Source organism: Citrobacter sp. RHBSTW-00570 (genome assembly GCF_013739755.1).
In the GTDB taxonomy this organism is placed as follows: domain Bacteria; phylum Pseudomonadota; class Gammaproteobacteria; order Enterobacterales; family Enterobacteriaceae; genus Citrobacter; species Citrobacter braakii.
Genome location: NZ_CP056399.1, coordinates 4,045,990 through 4,070,241, shown reverse-complemented (window position 1 = coordinate 4,070,241; position 24,252 = coordinate 4,045,990). Strand labels below are relative to the sequence as shown.

Sequence of the window (24,252 nt, the reverse complement as noted above, 5' to 3'; positions counted from 1 at the left end):
TCTTATGCTGAGTATTCTCTGGAATCTGGCTGCATTCATCGTTGCACTTGGTGTGCTTATCACCGTGCATGAATTTGGTCATTTCTGGGTTGCACGGCGCTGCGGAGTCCGCGTCGAACGCTTTTCCATTGGCTTTGGAAAAGCGCTTTGGCGGCGTACCGATAAATCAGGTACGGAATACGTCATCGCCCTGATTCCCCTCGGCGGTTACGTCAAGATGCTGGATGAGCGCGCTGAACCGGTCGCACCGGAGCTGCGCCATTACGCTTTCAACAATAAAACGGTTGGACAACGCGCAGCCATCATCGCCGCAGGTCCGATTGCCAACTTCCTTTTTGCTATTTTCGCGTATTGGCTGGTGTTTATCATCGGTGTCCCTGGCGTTCGTCCGGTTGTTGGTGAAATAACACCCAACTCGATTGCCGCACAGGCGCAAATTCAGCCGGGTACGGAACTAAAAGCGGTTGATGGTATCGAAACCCCTGATTGGGATGCCGTGCGATTACAACTGGTATCCAAAATTGGCGATGAACATACGACTCTCAGCGTGGCGCAGTTTGGCGGCAACCAGCGGCAGGACAAAACGCTGGATTTACGCCATTGGGCATTTGAGCCAGACAAAGAGGATCCTGTTTCCAGTTTAGGGATTCGCCCACGCGGTCCGCAGATTGAATCGGTGCTGTCAGAAGTGCAGGTAAACTCCGCTGCAAGTAAGGCGGGTTTGCAAGCTGGCGACAGGATCGTTAAAGTCAATGGTCAGCCGCTGACGCAATGGATGACGTTCGTGACGCTGGTGCGCGATAATCCGGATAAGCCGTTAGCGCTAGATATTGAAAGACAAGGAAGTTCCTTGTCTTTAACGTTAACCCCAGATTCAAAACAGGTTAACGGGAAGGCAGAGGGTTTTGCGGGCGTGGTGCCTAAAGTTATTCCTCTGCCTGATGAGTATAAGACTGTACGCCAGTATGGGCCATTCAGCGCCATCCTCGAAGCCTCGGATAAAACGTGGCAGTTGATGAAGCTGACGGTCAGTATGCTGGGAAAATTGATTACCGGTGATGTAAAACTGAACAACCTCAGTGGGCCGATTTCTATCGCCCAGGGGGCTGGGATGTCAGCGGAGTTCGGGGTTATTTATTACCTGATGTTCCTTGCGCTTATCAGCGTGAACTTAGGGATAATCAACCTGTTTCCGTTGCCCGTTCTTGACGGGGGGCATCTGCTGTTCCTGGCGATTGAAAAGCTGAAGGGCGGTCCGGTATCCGAGCGGGTTCAAGACTTTAGTTATCGCATTGGCTCTATCTTGCTGGTGTTGTTAATGGGGCTTGCACTTTTCAATGATTTCTCTCGGTTGTAAGAGAGTGTTAGGAAGAACGCATAATAACGATGGCGATGAAAAAGTTGCTCATAGCGTCGCTGCTGTTTAGCAGCGCCACCGTATACGGTGCTGAAGGGTTCGTAGTGAAAGACATTCATTTCGAAGGCCTACAGCGAGTCGCCGTTGGTGCGGCTCTCCTCAGTATGCCGGTGCGCACAGGCGACACGGTTAATGATGAAGACATCAGTAATACCATTCGTGCTCTGTTCGCCACCGGTAACTTTGAGGATGTCCGCGTCCTGCGCGATGGTGATACCCTTCTGGTTCAGGTAAAAGAACGTCCGACGATTGCCAGCATCACTTTCTCCGGTAACAAATCGGTGAAAGATGACATGCTCAAGCAAAACCTCGAGGCTTCTGGTGTGCGTGTTGGCGAGTCTCTGGATCGCACCACGCTAGCCGATATCGAAAAAGGGCTGGAAGATTTCTACTATAGCGTCGGTAAGTACAGCGCCAGTGTGAAAGCGGTGGTAACGCCGTTGCCGCGTAACCGCGTTGACCTCAAGCTGGTCTTCCAGGAAGGCGTTTCGGCGAAGATCCAACAGATCAATATCGTCGGCAACCATGCTTTCTCGACCGACGAACTGATCTCTCACTTCCAACTGCGTGATGAAGTGCCGTGGTGGAACGTGGTGGGCGATCGTAAATACCAGAAACAGAAACTGGCGGGCGATCTTGAAACCTTGCGCAGCTACTATCTGGATCGCGGTTATGCTCGCTTCAATATCGATTCCACCCAGGTTAGCCTGACGCCGGATAAAAAAGGTATCTACATTACCGTTAACATCACTGAAGGCGATCAATACAAGCTTTCAGGGGTACAGGTGAGCGGTAACCTGGCTGGGCACTCCGCCGAAATTGAGACCCTGACCAAAATCGAGCCAGGCGAACTCTATAACGGCACCAAAGTGACCAAAATGGAAGATGATATCAAGAAGCTTCTGGGTCGCTATGGCTATGCCTATCCGCGCGTACAGTCGCAACCTGAAATCAACGACGCCGACAAAACCGTTAAATTACGCGTAAACGTGGATGCAGGTAACCGTTTCTACGTGCGTAAGATTCGTTTTGAAGGTAACGACACCTCTAAAGATTCCGTTCTGCGTCGCGAAATGCGCCAGATGGAAGGTGCCTGGTTGGGTAGCGATCTGGTCGATCAGGGTAAAGAGCGTCTGAACCGTCTGGGTTACTTTGAAACCGTCGATACAGATACTCAGCGTGTACCGGGTAGCCCGGATCAGGTTGATGTGGTCTATAAGGTTAAAGAGCGTAACACCGGTAGCTTTAACTTCGGCGTTGGTTACGGTACTGAAAGCGGCGTGAGCTTCCAGGCTGGCGTTCAGCAAGATAACTGGTTAGGTACCGGTTATTCAGTCGGGATCAACGGCACCAAAAACGACTATCAGACCTATACTGAGTTGTCTGTCACCAACCCATATTTCACCGTTGATGGGGTGAGCCTTGGTGGTCGCGTTTTCTACAATGACTTTAAAGCGGATGATGCAGACCTGTCCGACTATACCAACAAAAGTTATGGTACTGACGCAACGCTCGGCTTCCCGATCAACGAATACAACACCTTGCGTGCGGGTGTGGGTTATGTGCATAACTCCTTGTCTAACATGGATCCACAGGTTGCAATGCAACGTTATCTGGTTTCAATGGGTAAGGATCCTGACGCTGATAGCTTTAAATCAGACGATTTCACCTTCAACTATGGGTGGACATATAACAAGCTGGACCGTGGGTACTTCCCAACGGAAGGTACGCGTGTCAACCTGAACGGTAAAGTAACCATTCCGGGTTCTGACAACGAATACTACAAAGCGACGTTGGATACCGCGACCTATGTGCCGATCGATGACGATCACAAATGGGTTGTTCTGGGTCGCACGAAGTGGGGCTATGGTGACGGCATCGGCAGCAAAGAGATGCCGTTCTACGAGAACTTCTATGCCGGTGGTTCCAGCACCGTGCGTGGTTTCCAGTCCAACACCATCGGTCCAAAGGCTGTCTATTTACCGGCTAATCGATATAACAACGATAGCGATTACGATAACGAATGTGACGCCACCAATACTTCACCGTGTAAATCGGATGATGCGGTGGGCGGTAACGCCATGGCTGTCGCCAGCCTGGAATTTATTACCCCGACGCCGTTTATCAGCGACAAGTATGCCAACTCGGTCCGTACCTCGTTCTTCTGGGATATGGGTACCGTTTGGGATACGAACTGGGATTCAGCTAAGTACTCTGGTTATCCGGACTACAGCGATCCGAACAATATCCGTATGTCAGCGGGTATCGCTTTACAATGGATGTCCCCATTGGGGCCGTTGGTTTTCTCCTACGCCCAGCCGTTCAAGAAGTACGATGGAGACAAAGCGGAACAGTTCCAGTTTAACATTGGTAAAACTTGGTAATTGTTCTTCGCAAAGGAATGTAGTGGTAGTGTAGCGATGACTTTAGGCGATCTTGCATGGGATCGCCTGGCCACGCAAAGAACTGTACCTTCGGGTGCAAATGGGATGGTAAGGAGTTAATTGTGAAAAAGTGGTTATTAGCTGCAGGTCTCGGTTTAGCGATGGCAACGTCCGCACAGGCTGCTGACAAAATTGCAATCGTCAACATGGGTAGCTTGTTCCAACAGGTTGCACAGAAGACGGGCGTTTCTGCTACGCTGGAAAACGAGTTCAAAGGCCGTGCCAGCGAACTGCAGCGTATGGAATCTGATCTGCAATCTAAAATGCAGCGTCTGCAATCCATGAAAGCGGGTAGCGATCGTACCAAGCTGGAAAAAGACGTCATGGCTCAGCGTCAGACTTTCTCTCAGAAAGCTCAGGCTTTTGAGCAGGATCGTGCGCGTCGTTCCAACGAAGAACGTGGCAAACTGGTTACTCGTATCCAGACAGCGGTGAAATCTGTTGCTAACAGTCAGAGCATCGATCTGGTTGTTGACGCAAACACCGTTGCATACAACAGCAGCGATGTAAAAGACATCACCGCTGACGTACTGAAACAGGTTAAATAAGTAATGCCTTCAATTCGACTGGCTGATTTAGCAGAGCAGTTGGATGCAGAATTACACGGTGATGGCGATATCGTCATCACCGGCGTAGCGTCCATGCAATCTGCGCAAACTGGCAATATCACGTTCATGGTGAATCCTAAGTACCGTGAACACTTAGGCGTATGCCAGGCCTCTGCCGTTGTGATGACGCAGGACGATCTTCCTTTTGCTAAGAGTGCTGCGCTGGTAGTGAAGAATCCCTACCTGACCTATGCACGTATGGCGCAAATCTTAGATACCACGCCGCAGCCCGCACAAAACATTGCACCGAGTGCAGTGATCGATGCGACGGCGAAGCTGGGTAATAATGTTTCTGTGGGCGCAAATGCGGTCATTGAGTCTGGCGTAGAACTGGGCGATAACGTCGTTATCGGCGCAGGCTGCTTCGTCGGAAAAAATACTAAAATCGGCGCAGGTTCACGCTTGTGGGCGAATGTGACGATTTACCACGACATTCAGATCGGTGAGAATTGCCTGATCCAGTCCAGCACTGTCGTCGGATCTGATGGATTTGGTTACGCGAACGATCGCGGTAACTGGGTGAAGATCCCGCAGCTTGGTCGCGTGATTATCGGCGATCGCGTCGAGATCGGCGCTTGTACCACCATTGACCGTGGTGCGCTGGACGATACTGTGATCGGTAATGGTGTTATCATTGATAACCAGTGCCAGATTGCGCATAACGTTGTGATTGGCGACAATACGGCGGTAGCCGGTGGCGTCATTATGGCGGGTAGCCTGAAGATTGGCCGTTACTGCATGATTGGCGGCGCCAGCGTGATCAATGGGCATATGGAAATATGCGATAAAGTCACGGTTACTGGCATGGGTATGGTGATGCGTCCTATCACCGAACCTGGCGTCTATTCCTCAGGCATTCCGCTACAGCCCAATAAGGTATGGCGTAAAACAGCTGCACTGGTGATGAATATTGATGATATGAGCAAGCGTCTCAAAGCGATTGAGCGCAAGGTTAATCAACAAGACTAAAGCACCGTTTTTGCATGTCTGACTTTTCGGCCTGTCCCATTCATACGATTGCGACAGGCCGTGTTATTATTGCCTTTTAGTATATTTTGACAGGAAGAGTATTTTGACTACTAACACTCATACTCTGCATATTGAAGAGATTTTAGAACTTCTGCCGCACCGTTTTCCGTTTCTGCTGGTTGACCGCGTGCTGGATTTTGAAGAAGGTCGCTTTCTGCGCGCAGTGAAAAATGTATCTGTTAACGAGCCTTTCTTCCAGGGCCACTTCCCGGGTAAACCTATTTTCCCAGGCGTACTGATTCTGGAAGCAATGGCGCAGGCCACCGGTATCCTCGCGTTTAAAAGCGTAGGGAAACTGGAACCAGGTGAACTGTACTATTTTGCGGGTATTGACGAAGCGCGCTTTAAGCGTCCTGTCGTGCCAGGCGATCAGATGATCATGGAAGTGACTTTCGAGAAAACGCGCCGCGGCCTGACCCGTTTTAAAGGGGTTGCGCTGGTCGACGGTAAAGTTGTGTGCGAAGCAACGATGATGTGTGCCCGTAGCCGGGAGGCCTGATACGTGATTGATAAATCCGCCTTTATTCACCCAACTGCCATTGTGGAAGAAGGCGCCAGCATTGGCGCTAACGCTCACATTGGCCCATTTTGTATTGTTGGACCCCATGTTGAAATTGGTGAGGGTACCGTACTGAAGTCTCACGTTGTCGTGAATGGCCATACAAAAATTGGTCGCGATAACGAGATCTATCAGTTTGCCTCCATCGGTGAAGTTAACCAGGATCTGAAATATGCTGGCGAACCGACCCGCGTGGAAATTGGCGATCGCAACCGCATCCGCGAAAGCGTCACCATTCATCGTGGCACAGTGCAGGGCGGTGGAGTGACGAAGGTGGGCAGCGATAACTTACTGATGATTAATGCGCACGTCGCGCATGATTGCACGGTAGGCAACCGCTGTATTCTGGCGAATAACGCCACGCTTGCCGGGCATGTATCGCTGGATGATTTTGTTATCATCGGCGGCATGACTGCGGTGCATCAGTTCTGCATCATCGGCGCGCATGTGATGGTTGGCGGCTGTTCTGGCGTTGCTCAGGACGTGCCTCCATACGTTATCGCCCAGGGCAACCACGCAACGCCATTTGGCGTCAATATCGAAGGTCTGAAGCGTCGTGGGTTCACCCGCGAAGCGATTACCGCGATTCGTAATGCCTACAAAGCGTTGTACCGTAGCGGTAAAACGCTGGAAGAAGTGAAACCGGAAATCGCGGAACTGGCGAAACAGTACCCTGAAGTTCAGGCTTTCAGCGACTTCTTTGAGCGCTCAACGCGTGGTCTGATTCGTTAATGACTGAGCAGCGTCCTTTAACGATTGCCCTCGTCGCCGGAGAAACCTCCGGCGATATTCTTGGTGCAGGGTTAATCCGTGCACTCAAGGCTCGCGTTCCCAATGCGCGTTTTGTTGGCGTGGCGGGTCCGCTGATGCAGGCCGAAGGCTGTGAAGCCTGGTACGAAATGGAAGAGCTGGCGGTAATGGGCATTGTTGAAGTGCTCGGACGCCTGCGCCGGTTACTGCATATTCGCGCCGATCTCACTCGCCGATTTACCGACTTAAAGCCGGATGTTTTCGTCGGTATTGATGCGCCTGATTTCAATATTACCCTCGAAGGGAATTTGAAAAAGCAGGGCATTAAAACCATTCATTACGTCAGCCCCTCTGTGTGGGCCTGGCGACAGAAACGCGTTTTCAAAATAGGCAGATCCACCAATATGGTGCTGGCCTTTCTGCCTTTCGAAAAAGCGTTTTATGACAAATTTAACGTCCCGTGCCGCTTTATCGGTCATACCATGGCAGATGCCATGCCGTTGGACCCGGATAAAAACGCGGCTCGCGATGTTCTGGGTATTCCCCATGACGCTCACTGCCTGGCGCTATTGCCAGGAAGCCGTGGCGCAGAAGTGGAGATGCTCAGCGCCGATTTTCTGAAAACGGCGCAGTTGTTACGCCAGCATTATCCAGATCTCGAAGTGGTAGTGCCGTTGGTGAATGCCAAACGTCGCGAGCAGTTTGAGCGCATTAAAGCTGAAGTTGCACCGGAGCTTTCCGTACATCTGCTTAATGGGATGGGACGTGAAGCGATGGTTGCCAGCGATGCCGCACTGCTGGCTTCAGGCACCGCTGCGCTGGAATGTATGCTGGCAAAATGCCCGATGGTGGTTGGCTATCGTATGAAACCTTTCACCTTTTGGCTGGCAAAGCGTCTGGTGAAGACCGATTACGTTTCGCTACCTAACCTACTGGCGGGAAGAGAACTGGTTAAAGAGCTGTTGCAGGAAGAGTGCGAACCGCAGGCGCTGTCGCAAGCGCTGTTGCCGTTGCTGGCGAATGGCAAAACCAGCCATGCAATGCACGACACATTCCGTGAACTGCATCAGCAGATCCGTTGCAACGCTGATGAGCAGGCGGCGGATGCGGTCCTGGAGTTAGCGCAATGATTGAATTTGTATATCCGCATACGCATTTAGTGGCGGGTGTAGATGAAGTTGGACGTGGTCCTTTGGTCGGCGCGGTCGTCACTGCCGCCGTCATTCTGGATCCGGCTCGCCCTATTATCGGTCTTAACGACTCAAAAAAACTGTCGGAAAAACGTCGCCTGGCGCTATTCGATGAGATTAAAGAAAAAGCGTTAAGCTGGAGCCTGGGGCGTGCGGAACCACATGAAATCGACGAGTTGAATATTTTACATGCCACTATGCTGGCCATGCAGCGTGCGGTTGCGGGTCTGCATATAGCGCCGGAATACGTACTGATCGACGGCAATCGTTGCCCGGCATTACCGGTGCCATCGCTGGCGGTGGTAAAAGGTGATAGCCGTGTGGCGGAGATTAGCGCGGCGTCGATACTGGCAAAAGTCACTCGTGATGCTGAAATGGCGGCCCTGGATACGGTGTTCCCGCAGTATGGCTTTGCACAGCACAAAGGCTATCCAACCGCTTTTCATCTGGAAAAGTTGGCAATGCATGGCGCAACAGAGCACCATCGCCGTAGTTTTGGCCCCGTCAAACGCGCACTGGGACTCACGTCCTGATTCTTGTGTCGAAGGAATCTGAAGATGTCTGAACCTCGTTTCGTCCACCTGCGGGTGCACAGCGACTACTCCATGATCGATGGGCTGGCGAAAACCGGGCCGCTGGTGAAAAAGGCGGCCGCGTTAGGCATGCCTGCGCTGGCGATCACCGATTTTACCAACCTGTGTGGTCTGGTGAAGTTTTACGGAGCGGGTCACGGTGCGGGTATCAAGCCGATAGTTGGCGCAGATTTTCATGTCCGTAGCGATCTGCTGGGCGATGAACTCACGCAGCTCACCGTGCTGGCCGCAAACAATACCGGCTATCAGAACCTGACGTTGTTGATATCGAAAGCCTATCAGCGTGGTTATGGCGCAGAAGGGCCGGTCATTGACCGGGATTGGTTGGCCGAGTTAAAAGAAGGTTTGATTTTGCTCTCCGGCGGCCGCATGGGCGACGTTGGGCGCAGCCTGCTGCGCGGTAATAGCGCACTGGTTGATGAGTGCGTAGCATTTTACGAAGAACATTTTCCAAATTGCTACTTCCTCGAGCTTATCCGCACCGGCAGGCAAGATGAAGAAAATTATCTGCATGCAGCGGTAGAACTGGCGGAAAGGCGTGGTCTTCCGGTGGTGGCGACCAACGATGTTCGTTTCCTTGAAACCGGTGATTTTGACGCGCATGAAATCCGCGTGGCAATCCATGACGGGTTCACCCTTGACGACCCGAAACGCCCGCGTAATTATTCGCCGCAGCAGTACATGCGTAGCGAAGATGAGATGTGCGAGCTGTTTTCCGATATTCCGGAAGCGCTGCAAAACACCGTTGAGATAGCTAAGCGCTGTAACGTGACGGTACGTCTGGGTGAGTATTTCCTGCCACAGTTCCCGACCGGTGATATGACCACCGAGGATTTCCTCGTGGCGAAATCGCGCGAAGGTCTGGAAGAACGTCTGGCGTTTTTGTTCCCGGACCCTGAAGTTCGCGCGCAGAAGCGCCCGCCTTATGACGAACGTCTGGAAGTTGAACTTAAAGTTATCAACCAGATGGGATTTCCTGGCTACTTCCTGATCGTGATGGAATTTATCCAGTGGTCGAAAGATAACGGCGTACCGGTAGGCCCTGGACGTGGTTCCGGTGCCGGCTCGCTTGTCGCCTATGCGCTGAAAATTACCGACCTGGATCCGCTGGAATTTGACCTGCTGTTCGAACGATTCCTGAACCCGGAACGTGTCTCAATGCCCGACTTCGACGTTGACTTCTGTATGGAGAAACGCGACCAGGTAATTGAACACGTGGCGGAAATGTACGGTCGTGATGCTGTTTCGCAGATTATTACCTTCGGTACGATGGCGGCCAAAGCGGTTATCCGCGACGTGGGGCGCGTGCTGGGACACCCGTACGGCTTCGTTGACCGTATTTCGAAACTGGTGCCACCCGATCCGGGCATGACGCTGGCAAAAGCCTTTGAAGCCGAACCCCAACTGCCGGAAATCTATGAGGCAGATGAAGAGGTTAAAGCGCTGATCGATATGGCGCGTAAGCTGGAAGGCGTCACGCGTAACGCCGGTAAACACGCCGGTGGTGTAGTTATCGCGCCGACCAAAATTACCGATTTTGCGCCGCTGTACTGCGATGAACAGGGGCTGCACCCGGTTACTCAGTTTGATAAGAACGACGTGGAATATGCCGGCCTTGTGAAGTTCGACTTCCTCGGCCTGCGTACGCTCACCATCATCAACTGGGCGCTGGAAATGATTAACGCGCGCCGTGAAAAGAACGGCGAGCCGCCGCTGGATATCGCCGCTATCCCGCTGGATGACAAGAAAAGCTTCGACATGCTGCAACGCTCGGAGACCACGGCGGTCTTCCAGCTTGAATCCCGCGGCATGAAAGATCTTATCAAACGTCTGCAGCCTGACTGCTTCGAAGATATGATCGCCCTGGTGGCCCTGTTCCGTCCTGGTCCGCTACAGTCGGGGATGGTAGATAACTTTATCGACCGTAAGCATGGTCGCGAAGAGATTTCCTACCCGGACGTACAATGGCAGCATGAGTGTCTGAAACCAGTACTGGAGCCGACCTACGGCATTATCCTGTATCAGGAACAGGTTATGCAGATTGCCCAGGAGCTGTCCGGATATACCCTTGGCGGTGCGGACATGTTGCGTCGTGCGATGGGTAAGAAAAAGCCGGAAGAGATGGCTAAGCAGCGCGGCACCTTTGAAGAAGGGGCGAAAAAGCGCGGCGTCGACGGCGAACTGGCGATGAAAATCTTTGACCTGGTGGAGAAATTCGCCGGTTACGGATTTAACAAATCGCACTCCGCTGCCTATGCGCTGGTCTCTTACCAGACGCTATGGCTGAAGGCGCATTACCCCGCCGAGTTTATGGCGGCGGTAATGACCGCCGATATGGATAACACCGAGAAAGTGGTCGGGCTGGTGGATGAATGCTGGCGTATGGGGCTCAAAATCCTGCCGCCGGATATCAACTCCGGGCTTTATCATTTTCACGTGAATGATGATGGCGAAATTGTCTATGGCATCGGCGCGATAAAAGGCGTGGGTGAAGGGCCAATTGAAGCTATTATTGAGGCGCGCAACGAAGGCGGTTACTTCCGCGAGCTGTTTGATCTCTGTGCGCGCACGGACATCAAAAAACTCAACCGCCGGGTGCTGGAAAAGTTAATCATGTCCGGGGCGTTTGACCGCCTTGGTCCGCATCGTGCGGCGCTGATGAATTCGCTCAACGATGCGCTAAAAGCCGCCGATCAGCATGCGAAAGCCGAGGCAACGGGTCAGGCGGACATGTTTGGCGTGCTGGCTGAAGAGCCGGAACAAATTGAACAGTCTTATGCTAACTGTACACCGTGGCCGGAGCAGGTGGTATTAGAAGGGGAACGTGAAACGTTAGGGCTTTACCTGACGGGACACCCCATCAACCAGTATTTAAAAGAAATTGAGCGCTATGTTGGAGGCCACAGGCTGAAAGACATGCATCCGACAGAACGTGGTAAAGTCACCACGGCTGCGGGGCTCGTCATTGCTGCGCGGGTAATGGTCACCAAGCGCGGCAATCGTATCGGCATCTGTACCCTGGATGACCGTTCCGGGCGTCTGGAAGTTATGTTGTTTACCGATGCCCTGGATAAATACCAGCAATTGCTGGAAAAAGACCGCATACTTATCGTCAGCGGACAGGTCAGTTTTGATGACTTCAGCGGCGGGCTTAAAATGATGGCCCGTGAAGTCATGGATATTGACGAAGCCCGGGAAAAATATGCTCGCGGGCTTGCTATCTCGCTGACGGACAGGCAAATTGATGACCAGCTTTTAAACCGACTCCGTCAGTCTCTGGAACCCCACCGCTCGGGGACAATTCCAGTACATCTCTACTATCAGAGGGCGGATGCACGTGCGCGATTGCGTTTTGGCGCAACGTGGCGTGTCTCTCCGAGCGATCGTTTGCTAAACGATCTCCGTGGCCTTATTGGTTCGGAGCAGGTGGAACTGGAGTTTGACTAATACAGGAATACTATGAGTCTGAATTTCCTTGATTTTGAACAGCCGATTGCAGAGCTGGAAGCAAAAATCGATTCTCTGACTGCGGTTAGCCGTCAGGATGAGAAACTGGATATTAACATCGATGAAGAAGTGCATCGTCTGCGTGAAAAAAGCGTAGAGCTGACGCGTAAAATCTTCGCCGATCTTGGCGCATGGCAGGTAGCCCAACTGGCGCGCCATCCACAGCGTCCGTACACCCTGGATTATGTCCGCCTGGCATTTGATGAATTTGATGAGCTGGCGGGCGATCGTGCCTATGCGGATGATAAAGCTATTGTCGGCGGCATCGCGCGTCTGGATGGCCGTCCGGTGATGATCATTGGTCATCAGAAAGGCCGTGAGACCAAAGAAAAAATTCGTCGTAATTTCGGCATGCCGGCACCGGAAGGCTATCGCAAAGCGCTGCGTCTGATGGAAATGGCCGAGCGTTTCAATATGCCGATCATTACTTTCATCGACACCCCAGGGGCTTATCCGGGCGTGGGCGCGGAAGAACGTGGTCAGTCTGAAGCGATTGCGCGCAACCTGCGTGAAATGTCGCGTCTGAGCGTACCGGTAATCTGCACCGTTATTGGTGAAGGTGGTTCCGGCGGCGCGCTGGCGATCGGCGTAGGCGATAAAGTGAATATGCTGCAATACAGCACCTATTCCGTTATCTCCCCGGAAGGTTGTGCCTCCATTCTGTGGAAAAGCGCCGACAAAGCGCCGCTGGCCGCAGAAGCGATGGGGATTATCGCGCCGCGTCTGAAAGAGCTGAAGCTTATCGACTCTATCATCCCGGAACCGCTGGGCGGCGCGCACCGCAACCCGGAAGTGATGGCTGCGTCCCTGAAAGCACAGTTGCTGGCCGATCTCGCCGACCTCGACGTGTTAAGCAAAGATGATTTGAAAAACCGTCGTTACCAGCGTCTGATGAGCTACGGTTACGCGTAAACTGCATTAATTCTGAAAAGGGCCACAACGCTGTGGCCCTTTTTTTTACCTGTGGTTTCACCAGGCTATGATTAACTAAGGTTTTTCCAGGAGGAACGCATGAATATCATTGCCATCATGGGACCGCATGGCGTCTTTTATAAAGATGAGCCCATCAAGGAACTTGAGCGTGCGCTGCAACAGCAGGGGTTTCAGATTATCTGGCCGCAGAATAGCGTCGACCTGCTTAAGTTTATCGAACATAACCCACGAATTTGCGGTGTCATTTTTGACTGGGATGAATACAGTCTGGATCTGTGCAGTGACATCAACCAGCTCAACGAGTATCTCCCGCTCTACGCCTTTATTAATACCCATTCGACGATGGATGTCAGCGCGCACGACCTGCGCATGGCGCTGTGGTTTTTTGAGTATGCGCTGGGCCAGTCTGAAGATATTGCAACCCGCATCCGTCAGTACGCCAGCGAATACCTCGATAACATCACGCCTCCTTTCACCAAGGCGCTGTTTACCTATGTGAAGGAAGGAAAGTACACCTTCTGCACACCCGGACATATGGCGGGAACGGCGTATCAGAAAAGCCCGGTAGGCTGCCTGTTCTATGATTTCTTTGGCGGCAATACGCTGAAGGCCGACGTGTCTATTTCCGTGACTGAACTCGGATCGCTGCTGGATCATACCGGCCCGCATCTGGAAGCGGAGGAGTATATCGCGCGCACCTTTGGCGCCGAGCAGAGCTATATGGTGACCAACGGCACCTCGACGTCGAACAAGATTGTCGGCATGTATGCCGCGCCTTCAGGCAGTACGCTACTGATTGATCGCAACTGTCATAAGTCGCTGGCGCATTTGCTCATGATGAGCGATGTGGTGCCAATCTGGCTGAAGCCTACGCGCAATGCGCTGGGGATCCTCGGCGGTATACCTCGTCGGGAATTCACCCGCGCAAGCATTGAACGCAAGGTAGAAGAGACCCCTCAGGCGCTATGGCCGGTACACGCGGTGATCACCAATTCCACCTATGACGGCCTGTTGTATAACACCAACTGGATCAAGCAAACCCTGGATGTGCCCTCCATTCATTTTGATTCTGCCTGGGTGCCGTATACCCATTTTCACCCGATCTATCAGGGGAAAAGCGGGATGAGTGGCGAACGGGTGCCGGGGAAAGTGATTTTTGAAACCCAGTCAACCCACAAGATGCTGGCGGCACTATCACAGGCTTCTCTGATCCACATTAAGGGCGACTACGACGAAGAGACGTTCAACGAAGCCTTTATGATGCACACTTCCACTTCCCCGAGCTACCCGATTGTCGCGTCGATAGAAACGGCGGCGGCAATGCTGCGTGGCAATTCAGGCAAGCGGTTAATCAATCGTTCAGTGGAGCGGGCGCTGCATTTCCGTAAAGAAGTGCAGCGGCTACGCGAAGAGTCGGATGGCTGGTTCTTTGATATCTGGCAGCCGGAAAGGGTAGATGAGGCGGAGTGCTGGCCGGTAGCGCCTGGTGAAGACTGGCACGGATTTGTTGATGCTGACGCCGACCATATGTTCCTCGACCCGGTGAAGGTCACCATTCTTACGCCGGGAATGGATGAACAGGGAAATATGAGTGAAGAGGGGATCCCTGCGGCGCTGGTGGCGAAATTCCTTGATGAGCGCGGCGTCGTTGTCGAGAAAACGGGACCGTATAATCTCTTGTTCCTGTTCAGTATTGGCATTGATAAAACCCGGGCGATGGGACTACTGCGCGGCCTGACGGAATTTAAACGCTCGTACGATCTGAATTTACGCGTGAAAAATATACTGCCGGATCTGTATGCCGAAGATCCCGATTTCTATCGTAATATGCGTATTCAGGATCTGGCGCAGGGGATCCATAAGCTGATCCGCCAGCACGATCTCTCCGGGCTGATGCTGCGGGCATTTGATACCTTACCGGAAATGAAAATGACCCCGCACCAGGCCTGGCAGCGGCAGATCAAAGGTGAGGTCGAAACGGTGGCGCTCGACCAACTGGTGGGGCGCATTTCTGCCAATATGATTCTGCCTTATCCTCCCGGTGTGCCGCTCTTGATGCCCGGGGAAATGATCACGGCCAAAAGCCGGGCTGTACTCGATTTTCTGCTGATGTTGTGTTCAGTGGGCCATCACTATCCTGGATTTGAAACCGATATCCATGGCGCTAAACTGGGTGAAGATGGCGTGTATCGCGTGCGAGTCCTAAAAATGGCATGACGACTTGCGTGAACCCATTACGCACGAGTAATGTGCTGGCAGAAAAACGAAAGAGGCGATGACGCTATGCTGGGATTAAAACAGGTTCACCATATTGCCATTATTGCGACGGACTACGCGGCGAGTAAGGCATTTTACTGTGATGTGCTTGGCTTTACGCTAATCAGCGAAGCCTACCGGGAAGAACGTGACTCGTGGAAAGGTGATCTGGCATTGAACGGTCAGTATGTGATTGAGCTTTTTTCTTTTCCATTTCCGCCTTGCCGTCCGAGCCGACCGGAAGCCTGCGGTTTACGCCATCTGGCGTTCAGCGTAGATGACGTGGAAAAAGCGATCGCGCATCTGGAAGCTCACCACGTGAAGTGCGAATCCGTGCGTATCGATCCGTTTACCGGCAAACGCTTTACGTTTTTTAACGATCCGGACGGATTACCGCTCGAACTGTACGAGCTGTAAGTCTTATCATTGTGGCATTAGCCTGGCAATGTGCCGGGCAATGCCCTTGTAAGTAACCATCATGACGACACTCACGCTGAACACTTCACTGCTAAATTCTCAATCGATTCTGGTCGCCTTTAGCGGCGGGCTGGACTCCACCGTGCTGCTGCATCAGCTGGTACTGTGGCGAGCGCAAAATCCTGAGGTTGCCTTGCGTGCAATCCATATTCATCACGGATTAAGCCCGCAGGCAGACAGTTGGGTGCAACACTGTGAGTCGGTATGCGCACAGTGGCAGGTGCCGCTGGTGGTTGAACGGGTCCATCTTGAGGATGATGGTCTGGGTGTCGAAGCCCAGGCGCGACGCGCGCGCTATCAGGCATTTGCGCAGACCTTACTACCGGGTGAAGTGCTGATGACCGCCCAGCATCTCGACGACCAGTGTGAAACTTTTCTACTGGCGCTTAAGCGCGGCAGTGGTCCTGCCGGGCTTTCCGCCATGGGTGAAAGCTCACCATTTGCCGGAACCCAACTGATTCGACCGCTGCTGGCGCAAACGCGAGAGGCGCTTGAAGCATGGGCGCGACAGCATGAATTATGCTGGATCGAAGATGAAAGTAATCAGGATGATGCCTACGATCGCAATTTTCTCAGATTGCGCGTTACCCCCTTGCTCCAACAACGATGGCCGCACTTCGCGCAAGCCGCAGCCCGTAGCGCCGCGCTGTGTGCCGAGCAGGAGAGTTTACTGGATGAACTGCTGGCCAATGATTTAGCCGGCTGCGTGACTGCCCAAGGCACACTATTACTGGCACCGTTAATGATGATGAGTGGCGTGCGGCGTGCCGCTCTGCTGCGTCGCTGGCTGGCGGGGTTAAATGCGCCGATGCCTTCCCGGGACGGGCTGGAACGTATCTGGCAGGAAGTGGCGTTGGCGCGAGAAGATGCTTCCCCCTGTTTTCGTCTAGGAGAATATGAGGTCCGTCGCTATCAGTCACAGCTATGGTGGGTCAAATCGGTCGACGGGCAAAGCGAAACTGTCATCTCGTGGTCATGCCGGGAAACGCCGTTGACGCTGCCAGCCGGGTTAGGCTCGGTGCAGCTAATCTCGGCTGGCGAATTGCGCATCCCGCAAGCAGGTGAAGCCATCAGTATTCGTTTTAAAGCGCCAGGCGTATTGCATATTGTCGGGCGTAACGGTGGACGTAAATTAAAGAAAATCTGGCAGGAGCAGGGGATCCCGCCCTGGCGACGAGATACCACGCCGTTGTTGTTTTACGGTGAAACGTTGATTGCGGCTGCGGGTGTTTTTGTGACGCGTGAGGGTGCGGCGGTAGATGAAGAAGGTATGAGTCTGATTTGGCATGCCTGATGGCGGTGCGATTATCAGGCCTGGTCATTTAGGCCTGATAAGGTGCAAGAAAAGTTAAGATTCGCTGACGACCACGGTACCGATTTGCGGGTGGCTGAAGCTGGCAATTTTATCGAGACGAAGCTCCCGGATTTCACCTGCGACATCTGCGACCAGATACTCCACGTTTTTGCGTGAAACCAGGTCATTCGCTTTCGCCTGCAAAACTTCGCCATCTTTTAGCGCCAGCGTCAGTAACAAATGGTTCTGGCAGGCGAGTTCAAGATTGTCGTAATCATCACAATTGATGGGTTGATACGTTTCATTCATTGACATAATCGCTCACCAGTAAGTTGGCGGCAGCATAGGCCGCTTTTTCCCTGACCGACTCTGGAAGGGCGCTGTCTGCCGCCACTTCATTAAGCACCTTCAATACGCAACCCAGCGCATCCGGGATATACCCTAAGTCTCCGCTGGCGATTTCCGCGTACCGCTTGCGTATTAACTCACAATATTTTTCCACATGCCCTCCTGTCAGCACTCTGACTTAACCGTGGATGCAAGTCTAAGCCTACGAAGATAAACTCTGTTTAGCAAGGTGACTATACCATACTCATTCAAGCAATATCAGCGCCTTGATTGAGGAGCTGTTAGCAGCCTTTTGCCGCGGTTTTCGCTACAATGAGCGCCTGATTCGAAAGGAGTTCTCTCATGGCGCTTAAAGCGACAATTTATAAAGCCGTCGTCAACGTAGCGGATCTCGACCGCAACCAGTTCCTTGACGCGGCCTTGACGCTGGCGCGTCATCCCTCTGAAACCCAGGAGCGCATGATGCTGCGCCTGCTGGCCTGGATTAAATATGCCGATGAACGGCTGCAGTTCACGCGTGGCCTGAGTGCTGAAGACGAGCCTGAAGCATGGCTGCGTAACGACCATCTGGGCATCGATCTCTGGATTGAACTGGGTCTGCCGGATGAGCGTCGTATTAAAAAAGCCTGTACCCAGTCTGGTGAGGTTGCTCTGTTTACTTACAACAGCCGTGCGGCCCAGATCTGGTGGCAGCAAAACCAGAACAAGTGTGCGCAGTTTAAAAATCTCACCGTGTGGTATCTGGATGATGAACAGCTGGCGCAACTGAGTGATTTTGCTGGTCGTACAATGGCGCTGCAGGCAACTATCCAGGATGGCGCCATCTGGCTGTCTGATTCTCAGAACAATCTGGAAATTCATCTGACCGCGTGGCAGCCGCGTTGATGATTGTTATCTCCCGAAACGTCTCTATCCCTGACAGTGAGCTGGAAATCACGGCGATTCGGGCACAGGGCGCGGGCGGTCAGCACGTTAACAAGACCTCGACGGCTATCCATTTGCGCTTTGACATTCGGGCCTCAGGCCTGCCAGAGTATTACAAGGAACGTCTGCTGGCCGCCAGCCATCATCTGATTAGCAGCGATGGCGTTATTATCATAAAGGCGCAGGAATACCGTAGCCAGGAGCTAAATCGGGAAGCGGCAATCTCCCGACTGGTGGCGGTGATAAAAGAATTAACCGCGGTGCAAAAAAGCCGACAGGCAACACGTCCTACGCGCGCCTCGAAAGAGCGCAGGTTGTCATCGAAGGCGCAAAAATCCACAGTGAAAGCACTGCGTGGGAGAGTTCGTCGAACGCAAGACTGACGAGCGGGAATAAAAAATTATAAGGAATTCATAGTGAAAACAGCAATATTGTCCGTGGTCGCTGCATGCACGCTTTTTTCCTTGATCGGCTGTAACAACCGTACTGAAGTCGATGTACTACAGCCGACGCGGGCGGCAGAATTAAAACCGATGCAGCAAAGCTGGCGTGGCATTTTGCCTTGCGCGGACTGCGAAGGAATTGAAACCTCTCTGTTCCTGGAAAAAGACGGCACATGGGTGATGAATGAACGCTATCAGGGCGTGCGAGATGAACCGTCCTCCTTTGCTTCTTATGGTACATGGGCGCGCACTGCCGATAAGCTGGTGCTGACTGACAGCAAAGGTGAGAAGTCGTACTACCGGGCAAAAGGTGAAGCGCTGGAGATGCTCGATCGTGAAGGTAACCCGATTGAGTCACAGTTCAACTACACGCTTGAGCCAGTTTCCGCCAGCTTACCGGTGACGCCAATGCCGATGCGGGGCATGTACTTCTATATGGCTGACGCGGCAACCTTCACTGATTGTGCGACGGGTAAAAGAGTCTCTGTCGCGAACAATGCACAACTGGAGCGAGATTATCTGACTGCGCGTGGTGCAACGGATAAGGCAGTTCTGCTTACTGTGGAAGGGCACTTCACGATGGAAGAAAATCCTGATACGGGCACACCAGTGAAAACCTTAAGAGCGGATAAAGAAATTAAGTTTATCCCTGGCCAGAGTTGCGATGATTAATCTGCAGCTTATAAAAACTGTCCGGCGATCGCCCGGACAGTTTTTCCTTATCGGATCAATCCAACAAAACGGCTGGTTTTGATATAAATCCCTAACTTCAGGTGGCCGATATACTGTAGCTGCGTTTCAGACTTAAACGCGGAAATGTCACCTTCGCGCATATGCATCAGGTCGGAAGGGCTAATCCAACCCGGCTGCGCCATTGTTAGCGGATGCCCGGCTGTGGCAAACGCATCGGTTACAAATTCGGAGCAAAACCACGCCTTCTTTTCTCCTTCACTGGTATTGTTCAACTGTGCTTTTGCCAGCCCGCTGACGCATTGCTGGCGAAAATCCTCTGAGAAAGGATTCAATGAACATATTTGCCGGGTCACCATAAACGGAATAAATTCGACGATGCCGCGGTAGTTATAGCCGCTATCTTTGATTTTATAAGCGAATGTTTTGATTTCTTCGGCCTGCTGCGGTGTGAGGTTGGGGACCCGCAGAGCAAAAAGCTTATCGCTGTGATTTTCAGCCTTTTTGAGCGAAATGATTTGTACTCCCGCCCCAGTCGCTTCGGCAACTTCATTATCGCCAAGGTAAACGGCGACATGGCTGACAGAAGAGGTGCTGAACGCGCGAATACCAAATGAGGTCACCCCAAGACTGGAGGAGAACAGCAGGTCGCCCGGCCTGAGGTCGGTATCCGTAATTTCATGCAGCGCTTGATCGGTAAATGAGCTTTGATGCTGGAGTTTTACCTCCCATTTCTTTGCCTGGGCATCAACAGCCGTTGCTGATGAATTTTGCTGACTGACGTCAATCGTGCAGGCTGAAAGCAGAAGACCGAAGGGGAGGAGCAGGCGGTAATACGCCGTTGATTTAGCCATTTTATACAATCCATGTAAAAAAGGCCCTGATCCTCAGGGCCTTATGCTGGTATTAGCCTTTAATAGCTTTGACCAGGTAGTCGACGATGTCGCCGGTTTTAATCAGCTCTTTCTCGCCGTTACGACGGTATTTGTATTCGATATCGTCGTTGTCGAGGTTACGATCGCCCAGCACGATGGTATGCGGAATACCGATGAGCTCCATATCAGCAAACATCACGCCTGGACGCTCTTTACGATCGTCCATCAGCACTTCAATACCCTGCGCGCGCAGCTCCGCGTACAGCTTCTCAGCCAGCTCCTGCACACGGTAGGATTTGTGCATGTTCATCGGCAGAATAGCAACCTGGAACGGGGCAATGGCATCTGGCCATACAATGCCGCGATCGTCGTAGTTCTGTTCAATCGCGGCAGCCACAACGCGAGTGACCCCGATACCGTAGCAGCCCATGGTCAGCGTCTGGTTACGACCATCTTCTCCCTGAACGGCGGCTTTCATCGCTTCAGAGTACTTGGTACCCAACTGGAAGATATGGCCCACTTCGATACCGCGTTTGATCATCAGCGTACCTTTGCCATCCGGGCTTGGATCGCCGGCGACCACGTTACGAATGTCAGCCACTTCCGGGGTGGCCACGTCACGATCCCAGTTGATACCGAAATAGTGTTTACCGTCGATGTTGGCACCGGCAGCAAAATCGCTCATTACCGCAACGGTACGGTCGATAACCACCGGAATCGGCATGTTCACCGGACCCAGAGATCCTGGACCTGCTTTAACCAGCGCACGAATTTCTTCTTCGGTGGCGAAGGTCAGCGGGCTGGCAACCTGCGGCAGTTTTTCCGCCTTGACTTCGTTCAGCTCGTGATCGCCACGAACCAGCAGCGCAACCAGCGGGTAGCTGCTGCCTTCAACCGCTTTCACCAGCAGGGTTTTCACGGTTTTCTCGATAGGCAGGTTGAATTGTTCAACCAGCTCGGCGATGGTCTTAGCGTTCGGCGTATCAACCAGCGTCATTTCCTGCGTTGCAGCGGCGCGCGGTTCTTTCGGTGCAACAGCTTCGGCAAACTCGATGTTTGCCGCATAGTCGGAAGAGTCAGAGAAGATCACATCGTCTTCACCGCTCTGCGCCAGCACCTGGAATTCGTGAGAGGCGCTGCCACCGATAGAACCGGTATCCGCTTGTACCGCACGGAAATCCAGCCCCATACGGCTGAAGATTTTGCTGTACGCAGCGTACATCGCGTCGTAGGTTTCCTGCAGAGATTCCTGAGAAGTGTGGAAAGAGTAGGCATCTTTCATCAGGAATTCGCGGGAACGCATCACGCCGAAGCGCGGACGCACTTCGTCACGGAATTTGGTCTGGATCTGATAGAAGTTCAGCGGCAGCTGTTTGTAAGAGCTCAGCTCATTACGGATCAGGTCGGTGATCACTTCTTCATGCGTTGGGCCGAGTACGAACGAACGATCGCCACGGTCAGCAATACGCAGCAGTTCCGGGCCGTATTGTTCCCAACGGCCGCTCTCTTCCCACAGTTCAGAAGGCTGAACGACCGGCATCAACACCTCGATCGCACCGGCGTTGTTCATCTCTTCACGCACGATGTTTTCGACTTTTTTCAGGACGCGCACGCCGGTCGGCAGCCAGGTATATAACCCGGAGGCCAGCTTGCGGATCATCCCGGCGCGCAGCATCAGCTGGTGGCTGATGACCTCGGCGTCGGCAGGTGTCTCCTTCAGAGTGGAGAGCAGATATTGGCTAGTACGCATGTTGTTACGGTTCCAGTTGAACGATCGAACAGGCTCAAAATGAGCCTGGCACAAAACAAAAGTGGTTTAGTTTACCAGCGAGAAGGGGATGTCAAAAGAGTACGCGATGCAAATTAGCGGGCTTCCAGAGCAAAGACCTCAAATCCTGACGGCGTCACGCGCCAGCGGACGTTAAAGTCCAGCAACCAGACGGCATAGGTTTTGCCTTCTTCCTCGTTTTTACGGTAGGCAGGACGCGGATCCTGCGCCAGCACTTCGGCAATAAACTGACGAAGATGCGGGTAACGCTGTTCGAGCTTTGGGAGTTGCTCAGCGAGCTCTTCACTGAACGTCACGTCTACACTGGCCTGCGGCGCGTCCTGAGCATAGCTGGCGCGAGCATCAGGCAGCGATTCGGCAAACGGCAGATACGGTTTTATATCCACTACCGGCGTGCCATCAACAAGATCCAGCCCGCCGAGCTCAAGGATTACGTGCTCTTTATGGCAACGGATGCCCCGCAGCTCAACCAACGACATGCCAACAGGGTTCGGACGAAACGTTGAACGCGTGGCAAAGACGCCCATTCTGGCATTGCCGCCAAGACGGGGAGGGCGCACGGTTGGACGCCACCCGCCATCCATTGTCTGGTGAAAAACAAAAATCACCCACAAATGGCTGAAGGCTTCCAGGCCGCGAACGGCATCGGCCTGGTTATAAGGTGCGAGCAAATGCAGTTCACCGTTGGCACTTTTCACCAGACCCGGCTGGCGTGGAACGGCGAACTTTTCTTTATAAGGTGAGCGGATAACGCCTATTTGCTCGAACTGAAAATGGCTCATTTCGCCGAAATGTTCAGTGCAGAACCGATGCAAACCGCCTGGCGATAGCAACCCGGCGTTCCGCTGGTTACTTCGCAACTGTGCAGCAATACCGCATTTGCTTTCATTTTAGATGCGTTAATCTGCATGCGTTTGCGTGCGGTTGGAATGCTCGGCGGAGAATCCTGGTTGGATGCCTGGCAGGATTCGCCGCTGACTTCGCCGAGATCGCGGAACGGTTTGCCAACTAAATCTTCAGCGTTAGTAATGATTCTTACCGGCGCCGCGCGCGGTGCTTTGGGTTTTTCCGGCTCCGCTTTAGGCGGGGTAGCGGTGCTTTGAACGGGTTCAACAGGGGATCTGCTTAACATAGAACAGCCGCTCAGCATGAGTGCTACTAAACAGATCGGTAAAGCACGCATAATATTTCCTCAATGAATGATCTAAACGTCAGATATTGAATCAGGTGCTTGCATAAATGACAAGACGGGCAAGCGCCCGTCCTGATGATATTACAGATTCTGGAAACAGCCTAAAATTACCAGCCCTTAACAGCACCGCCGTTGAAGACTTTGTTTGCTGCTTCGTACACTTCGTCAGACTGGTATGCCTGAACGAATTTCTTCACATTCTCAGCATCTTTATTGTCTTCACGAGTCACGATCAGGTTTACGTACGGAGAATCTTTATCTTCAACAAAGATACCGTCTTTAGCCGGGGTCAGGCCGATCTGGCTGGCGTAGGTCGTGTTGATGACCGCCAGTGCGATTTGCGCATCGTCCAGGGAACGCGGCAGCTGCGGCGCTTCCAGTTCAACCAGCTTCAGGTTTTTCGGGTTTTCAATCACGTCCAGCGCGGTCGGCAGCAGACCAACACCGTCTTTCAGTTTGATTAAGCCCACTTTTTGCAGCAGCAGCAGGGAGCGGCCAAGGTTAGTCGGATCGTTTGGAATCGCGACCTGAGAGCCTTCCTGCAACTCATCCAGTGACTTGATTTTTTTAGAGTAGCCCGCAATCGGGTAAACAAAAGTATTACCTGCGGCAACCAGTTTGTAGCCGCGATCTTTGATCTGTTGATCCAGGTACGGTTTGTGCTGGAAGGCGTTAGCATCGATATCGCCTTTGCTCAGCGCTTCGTTAGGCAGGACGTAATCGTTAAACGTGACCAGCTCAACGTCCAGACCGTATTTTTCTTTAGCCACTTTCTGCGCGACTTCTGCGACCTGCTGCTCTGCGCCAACAATAACGCCCACTTTGATGTGGTTAGGATCTTTTTCATCCTGACCGCAACCCACAAGTGCCAGAGAACCGATCAGGGCCCCAACTGCCGCAAAGGTTTTGAATTTGAACGCCATGCTTATTTCCT

23 protein-coding genes are annotated in these 24,252 nt (G+C 52.7%); 16 read left to right on the top strand and 7 right to left on the bottom strand.

Features of this window, described 5'->3' with window-relative positions; genetic code table 11:
• The first annotated feature begins 4 nt into the window (after nucleotides 1-4).
• The 13 genes from rseP to tilS all read left to right on the top strand — a co-directional run bounded on the left by rseP (nucleotide 5) and on the right by tilS (nucleotide 17,057).
• The gene (gene rseP, locus HV237_RS19415; RefSeq protein WP_046275344.1) at nucleotides 5-1,357 is read left to right on the top strand and encodes a sigma E protease regulator RseP; all 1,353 of its coding nucleotides are present in this window, start codon (nucleotides 5-7) and stop codon (nucleotides 1,355-1,357) included.
• Nucleotides 1,358-1,386: 29 nt separating this feature from the next.
• Nucleotides 1,387-3,801 carry an outer membrane protein assembly factor BamA gene (gene bamA, locus HV237_RS19410; RefSeq protein ID WP_016151764.1) on the top strand — a complete coding sequence of 805 codons (2,415 nt, stop codon included), beginning with the start codon at nucleotides 1,387-1,389 and terminating at the stop codon, nucleotides 3,799-3,801.
• Between the two features lie 122 nt (nucleotides 3,802-3,923).
• Nucleotides 3,924-4,409, top strand: a complete 486-nt coding sequence (gene skp, locus HV237_RS19405) for a molecular chaperone Skp (RefSeq protein WP_016151765.1) — start codon at nucleotides 3,924-3,926, stop codon at nucleotides 4,407-4,409.
• 3 nt (nucleotides 4,410-4,412) lie between these two features.
• The gene (gene lpxD / locus HV237_RS19400) at nucleotides 4,413-5,438 is read left to right on the top strand and encodes a UDP-3-O-(3-hydroxymyristoyl)glucosamine N-acyltransferase (protein WP_003018531.1); all 1,026 of its coding nucleotides are present in this window, start codon (nucleotides 4,413-4,415) and stop codon (nucleotides 5,436-5,438) included.
• A 103-nt stretch (nucleotides 5,439-5,541) separates the two neighbouring features.
• A complete protein-coding gene (fabZ, locus tag HV237_RS19395) occupies nucleotides 5,542-5,997 on the top strand; it encodes a 3-hydroxyacyl-ACP dehydratase FabZ (RefSeq protein WP_003018528.1) in 456 nt (151 codons plus the stop codon).
• Nucleotides 5,998-6,000: 3 nt separating this feature from the next.
• Nucleotides 6,001-6,789, top strand: a complete 789-nt coding sequence (gene lpxA, locus HV237_RS19390; protein WP_003018525.1) for an acyl-ACP--UDP-N-acetylglucosamine O-acyltransferase — start codon at nucleotides 6,001-6,003, stop codon at nucleotides 6,787-6,789.
• Nucleotides 6,789-7,937, top strand: coding sequence for a lipid-A-disaccharide synthase (gene lpxB, locus HV237_RS19385; RefSeq protein ID WP_003829168.1), 1,149 nt, complete (start codon nucleotides 6,789-6,791; stop codon nucleotides 7,935-7,937). The genes lpxA and lpxB overlap by 1 nt, the downstream gene beginning before the upstream one ends.
• Nucleotides 7,934-8,530: a ribonuclease HII gene (rnhB, locus tag HV237_RS19380; protein WP_019078405.1), complete on the top strand. Its 597-nt coding sequence runs from the start codon at nucleotides 7,934-7,936 to the stop codon at nucleotides 8,528-8,530. Before lpxB ends, rnhB begins: the two co-directional genes overlap by 4 nt.
• A 24-nt stretch (nucleotides 8,531-8,554) precedes the next feature.
• Nucleotides 8,555-12,037: a DNA polymerase III subunit alpha gene (gene dnaE / locus HV237_RS19375; RefSeq protein ID WP_047358503.1), complete on the top strand. Its 3,483-nt coding sequence runs from the start codon at nucleotides 8,555-8,557 to the stop codon at nucleotides 12,035-12,037.
• Between the two features lie 12 nt (nucleotides 12,038-12,049).
• On the top strand, nucleotides 12,050-13,009 hold the full coding sequence (accA, locus tag HV237_RS19370; RefSeq protein ID WP_003018513.1) for an acetyl-CoA carboxylase carboxyl transferase subunit alpha: 960 nt from the start codon (nucleotides 12,050-12,052) through the stop codon (nucleotides 13,007-13,009).
• Between the two features lie 99 nt (nucleotides 13,010-13,108).
• The gene (gene ldcC, locus HV237_RS19365; protein ID WP_047358504.1) at nucleotides 13,109-15,247 is read left to right on the top strand and encodes a lysine decarboxylase LdcC; all 2,139 of its coding nucleotides are present in this window, start codon (nucleotides 13,109-13,111) and stop codon (nucleotides 15,245-15,247) included.
• A gap of 66 nt (nucleotides 15,248-15,313) precedes the next feature.
• The gene (locus tag HV237_RS19360; RefSeq protein WP_016151771.1) at nucleotides 15,314-15,703 is read left to right on the top strand and encodes a VOC family protein; all 390 of its coding nucleotides are present in this window, start codon (nucleotides 15,314-15,316) and stop codon (nucleotides 15,701-15,703) included.
• Between the two features lie 61 nt (nucleotides 15,704-15,764).
• The gene (gene tilS, locus HV237_RS19355; RefSeq protein WP_047358505.1) at nucleotides 15,765-17,057 is read left to right on the top strand and encodes a tRNA lysidine(34) synthetase TilS; all 1,293 of its coding nucleotides are present in this window, start codon (nucleotides 15,765-15,767) and stop codon (nucleotides 17,055-17,057) included.
• Between the two features lie 54 nt (nucleotides 17,058-17,111).
• Here tilS and rof read toward each other — a convergent pair whose 3' ends face one another.
• The gene (rof, locus tag HV237_RS19350) at nucleotides 17,112-17,372 is read right to left on the bottom strand and encodes a Rho-binding antiterminator (protein WP_016151773.1); all 261 of its coding nucleotides are present in this window, start codon (nucleotides 17,370-17,372) and stop codon (nucleotides 17,112-17,114) included.
• The gene (locus HV237_RS19345) at nucleotides 17,359-17,559 is read right to left on the bottom strand and encodes a YaeP family protein (protein WP_003018499.1); all 201 of its coding nucleotides are present in this window, start codon (nucleotides 17,557-17,559) and stop codon (nucleotides 17,359-17,361) included. Before HV237_RS19345 ends, rof begins: the two co-directional genes overlap by 14 nt.
• 188 nt (nucleotides 17,560-17,747) lie before the next feature.
• Between HV237_RS19345 and HV237_RS19340 the strand changes: the two genes are divergently transcribed.
• From HV237_RS19340 to nlpE, 3 genes are read left to right on the top strand one after another with little or no spacing between them, the layout of a single operon-like run.
• A complete protein-coding gene (locus tag HV237_RS19340; protein ID WP_016151774.1) occupies nucleotides 17,748-18,290 on the top strand; it encodes a YaeQ family protein in 543 nt (180 codons plus the stop codon).
• Nucleotides 18,290-18,712 carry an alternative ribosome rescue aminoacyl-tRNA hydrolase ArfB gene (gene arfB, locus HV237_RS19335; RefSeq protein WP_016151775.1) on the top strand — a complete coding sequence of 141 codons (423 nt, stop codon included), beginning with the start codon at nucleotides 18,290-18,292 and terminating at the stop codon, nucleotides 18,710-18,712. Before HV237_RS19340 ends, arfB begins: the two co-directional genes overlap by 1 nt.
• Nucleotides 18,713-18,742: 30 nt before the next feature.
• Nucleotides 18,743-19,444: an envelope stress response activation lipoprotein NlpE gene (nlpE, locus tag HV237_RS19330; RefSeq protein WP_087121852.1), complete on the top strand. Its 702-nt coding sequence runs from the start codon at nucleotides 18,743-18,745 to the stop codon at nucleotides 19,442-19,444.
• A gap of 47 nt (nucleotides 19,445-19,491) precedes the next feature.
• Here nlpE and HV237_RS19325 read toward each other — a convergent pair whose 3' ends face one another.
• The 5 genes from HV237_RS19325 to metQ form a co-directional block, all read right to left on the bottom strand.
• Nucleotides 19,492-20,316 carry a YaeF family permuted papain-like enzyme gene (locus HV237_RS19325; protein WP_047358506.1) on the bottom strand — a complete coding sequence of 275 codons (825 nt, stop codon included), beginning with the start codon at nucleotides 20,314-20,316 and terminating at the stop codon, nucleotides 19,492-19,494.
• A gap of 52 nt (nucleotides 20,317-20,368) precedes the next feature.
• Complete coding sequence (proS, locus tag HV237_RS19320) at nucleotides 20,369-22,087, bottom strand: proline--tRNA ligase (RefSeq protein ID WP_016151778.1); 1,719 nt, start codon at nucleotides 22,085-22,087, stop codon at nucleotides 20,369-20,371.
• Between the two features lie 113 nt (nucleotides 22,088-22,200).
• Nucleotides 22,201-22,908: a tRNA (N6-threonylcarbamoyladenosine(37)-N6)-methyltransferase TrmO gene (tsaA, locus tag HV237_RS19315; protein ID WP_047358507.1), complete on the bottom strand. Its 708-nt coding sequence runs from the start codon at nucleotides 22,906-22,908 to the stop codon at nucleotides 22,201-22,203.
• On the bottom strand, nucleotides 22,905-23,309 hold the full coding sequence (rcsF, locus tag HV237_RS19310; RefSeq protein ID WP_016151780.1) for an Rcs stress response system protein RcsF: 405 nt from the start codon (nucleotides 23,307-23,309) through the stop codon (nucleotides 22,905-22,907). The genes tsaA and rcsF overlap by 4 nt, the downstream gene beginning before the upstream one ends.
• Before the next feature lie 116 nt (nucleotides 23,310-23,425).
• Nucleotides 23,426-24,241: a methionine ABC transporter substrate-binding lipoprotein MetQ gene (metQ, locus tag HV237_RS19305; RefSeq protein ID WP_006686809.1), complete on the bottom strand. Its 816-nt coding sequence runs from the start codon at nucleotides 24,239-24,241 to the stop codon at nucleotides 23,426-23,428.
• Between the last annotated feature and the right edge of the window lie 11 nt (nucleotides 24,242-24,252).

Excerpts from the sequence above, each read along its gene's own strand:
- tsaA (WP_047358507.1), bottom strand. The coding sequence starts at position 22,908 with ATGAGCCATTTTCAGTTCGAGCAAATAGGCGTTATCCGCTCACCTTAT.
- HV237_RS19340 (WP_016151774.1), top strand. The coding sequence starts at position 17,748 with ATGGCGCTTAAAGCGACAATTTATAAAGCCGTCGTCAACGTAGCGGAT.
- tilS (WP_047358505.1), top strand. The coding sequence starts at position 15,765 with ATGACGACACTCACGCTGAACACTTCACTGCTAAATTCTCAATCGATT.
- arfB (WP_016151775.1), top strand. The coding sequence starts at position 18,290 with ATGATTGTTATCTCCCGAAACGTCTCTATCCCTGACAGTGAGCTGGAA.
- rseP (WP_046275344.1), top strand. The coding sequence starts at position 5 with ATGCTGAGTATTCTCTGGAATCTGGCTGCATTCATCGTTGCACTTGGT.
- bamA (WP_016151764.1), top strand. The coding sequence starts at position 1,387 with ATGGCGATGAAAAAGTTGCTCATAGCGTCGCTGCTGTTTAGCAGCGCC.
- rnhB (WP_019078405.1), top strand. The coding sequence starts at position 7,934 with ATGATTGAATTTGTATATCCGCATACGCATTTAGTGGCGGGTGTAGAT.
- HV237_RS19360 (WP_016151771.1), top strand. The coding sequence starts at position 15,314 with ATGCTGGGATTAAAACAGGTTCACCATATTGCCATTATTGCGACGGAC.
- HV237_RS19325 (WP_047358506.1), bottom strand. The coding sequence starts at position 20,316 with ATGGCTAAATCAACGGCGTATTACCGCCTGCTCCTCCCCTTCGGTCTT.
- ldcC (WP_047358504.1), top strand. The coding sequence starts at position 13,109 with ATGAATATCATTGCCATCATGGGACCGCATGGCGTCTTTTATAAAGAT.
- lpxD (WP_003018531.1), top strand. The coding sequence starts at position 4,413 with ATGCCTTCAATTCGACTGGCTGATTTAGCAGAGCAGTTGGATGCAGAA.
- proS (WP_016151778.1), bottom strand. The coding sequence starts at position 22,087 with ATGCGTACTAGCCAATATCTGCTCTCCACTCTGAAGGAGACACCTGCC.
- dnaE (WP_047358503.1), top strand. The coding sequence starts at position 8,555 with ATGTCTGAACCTCGTTTCGTCCACCTGCGGGTGCACAGCGACTACTCC.
- rcsF (WP_016151780.1), bottom strand. The coding sequence starts at position 23,309 with ATGCGTGCTTTACCGATCTGTTTAGTAGCACTCATGCTGAGCGGCTGT.
- metQ (WP_006686809.1), bottom strand. The coding sequence starts at position 24,241 with ATGGCGTTCAAATTCAAAACCTTTGCGGCAGTTGGGGCCCTGATCGGT.
- rof (WP_016151773.1), bottom strand. The coding sequence starts at position 17,372 with ATGTCAATGAATGAAACGTATCAACCCATCAATTGTGATGATTACGAC.
- accA (WP_003018513.1), top strand. The coding sequence starts at position 12,050 with ATGAGTCTGAATTTCCTTGATTTTGAACAGCCGATTGCAGAGCTGGAA.
- lpxB (WP_003829168.1), top strand. The coding sequence starts at position 6,789 with ATGACTGAGCAGCGTCCTTTAACGATTGCCCTCGTCGCCGGAGAAACC.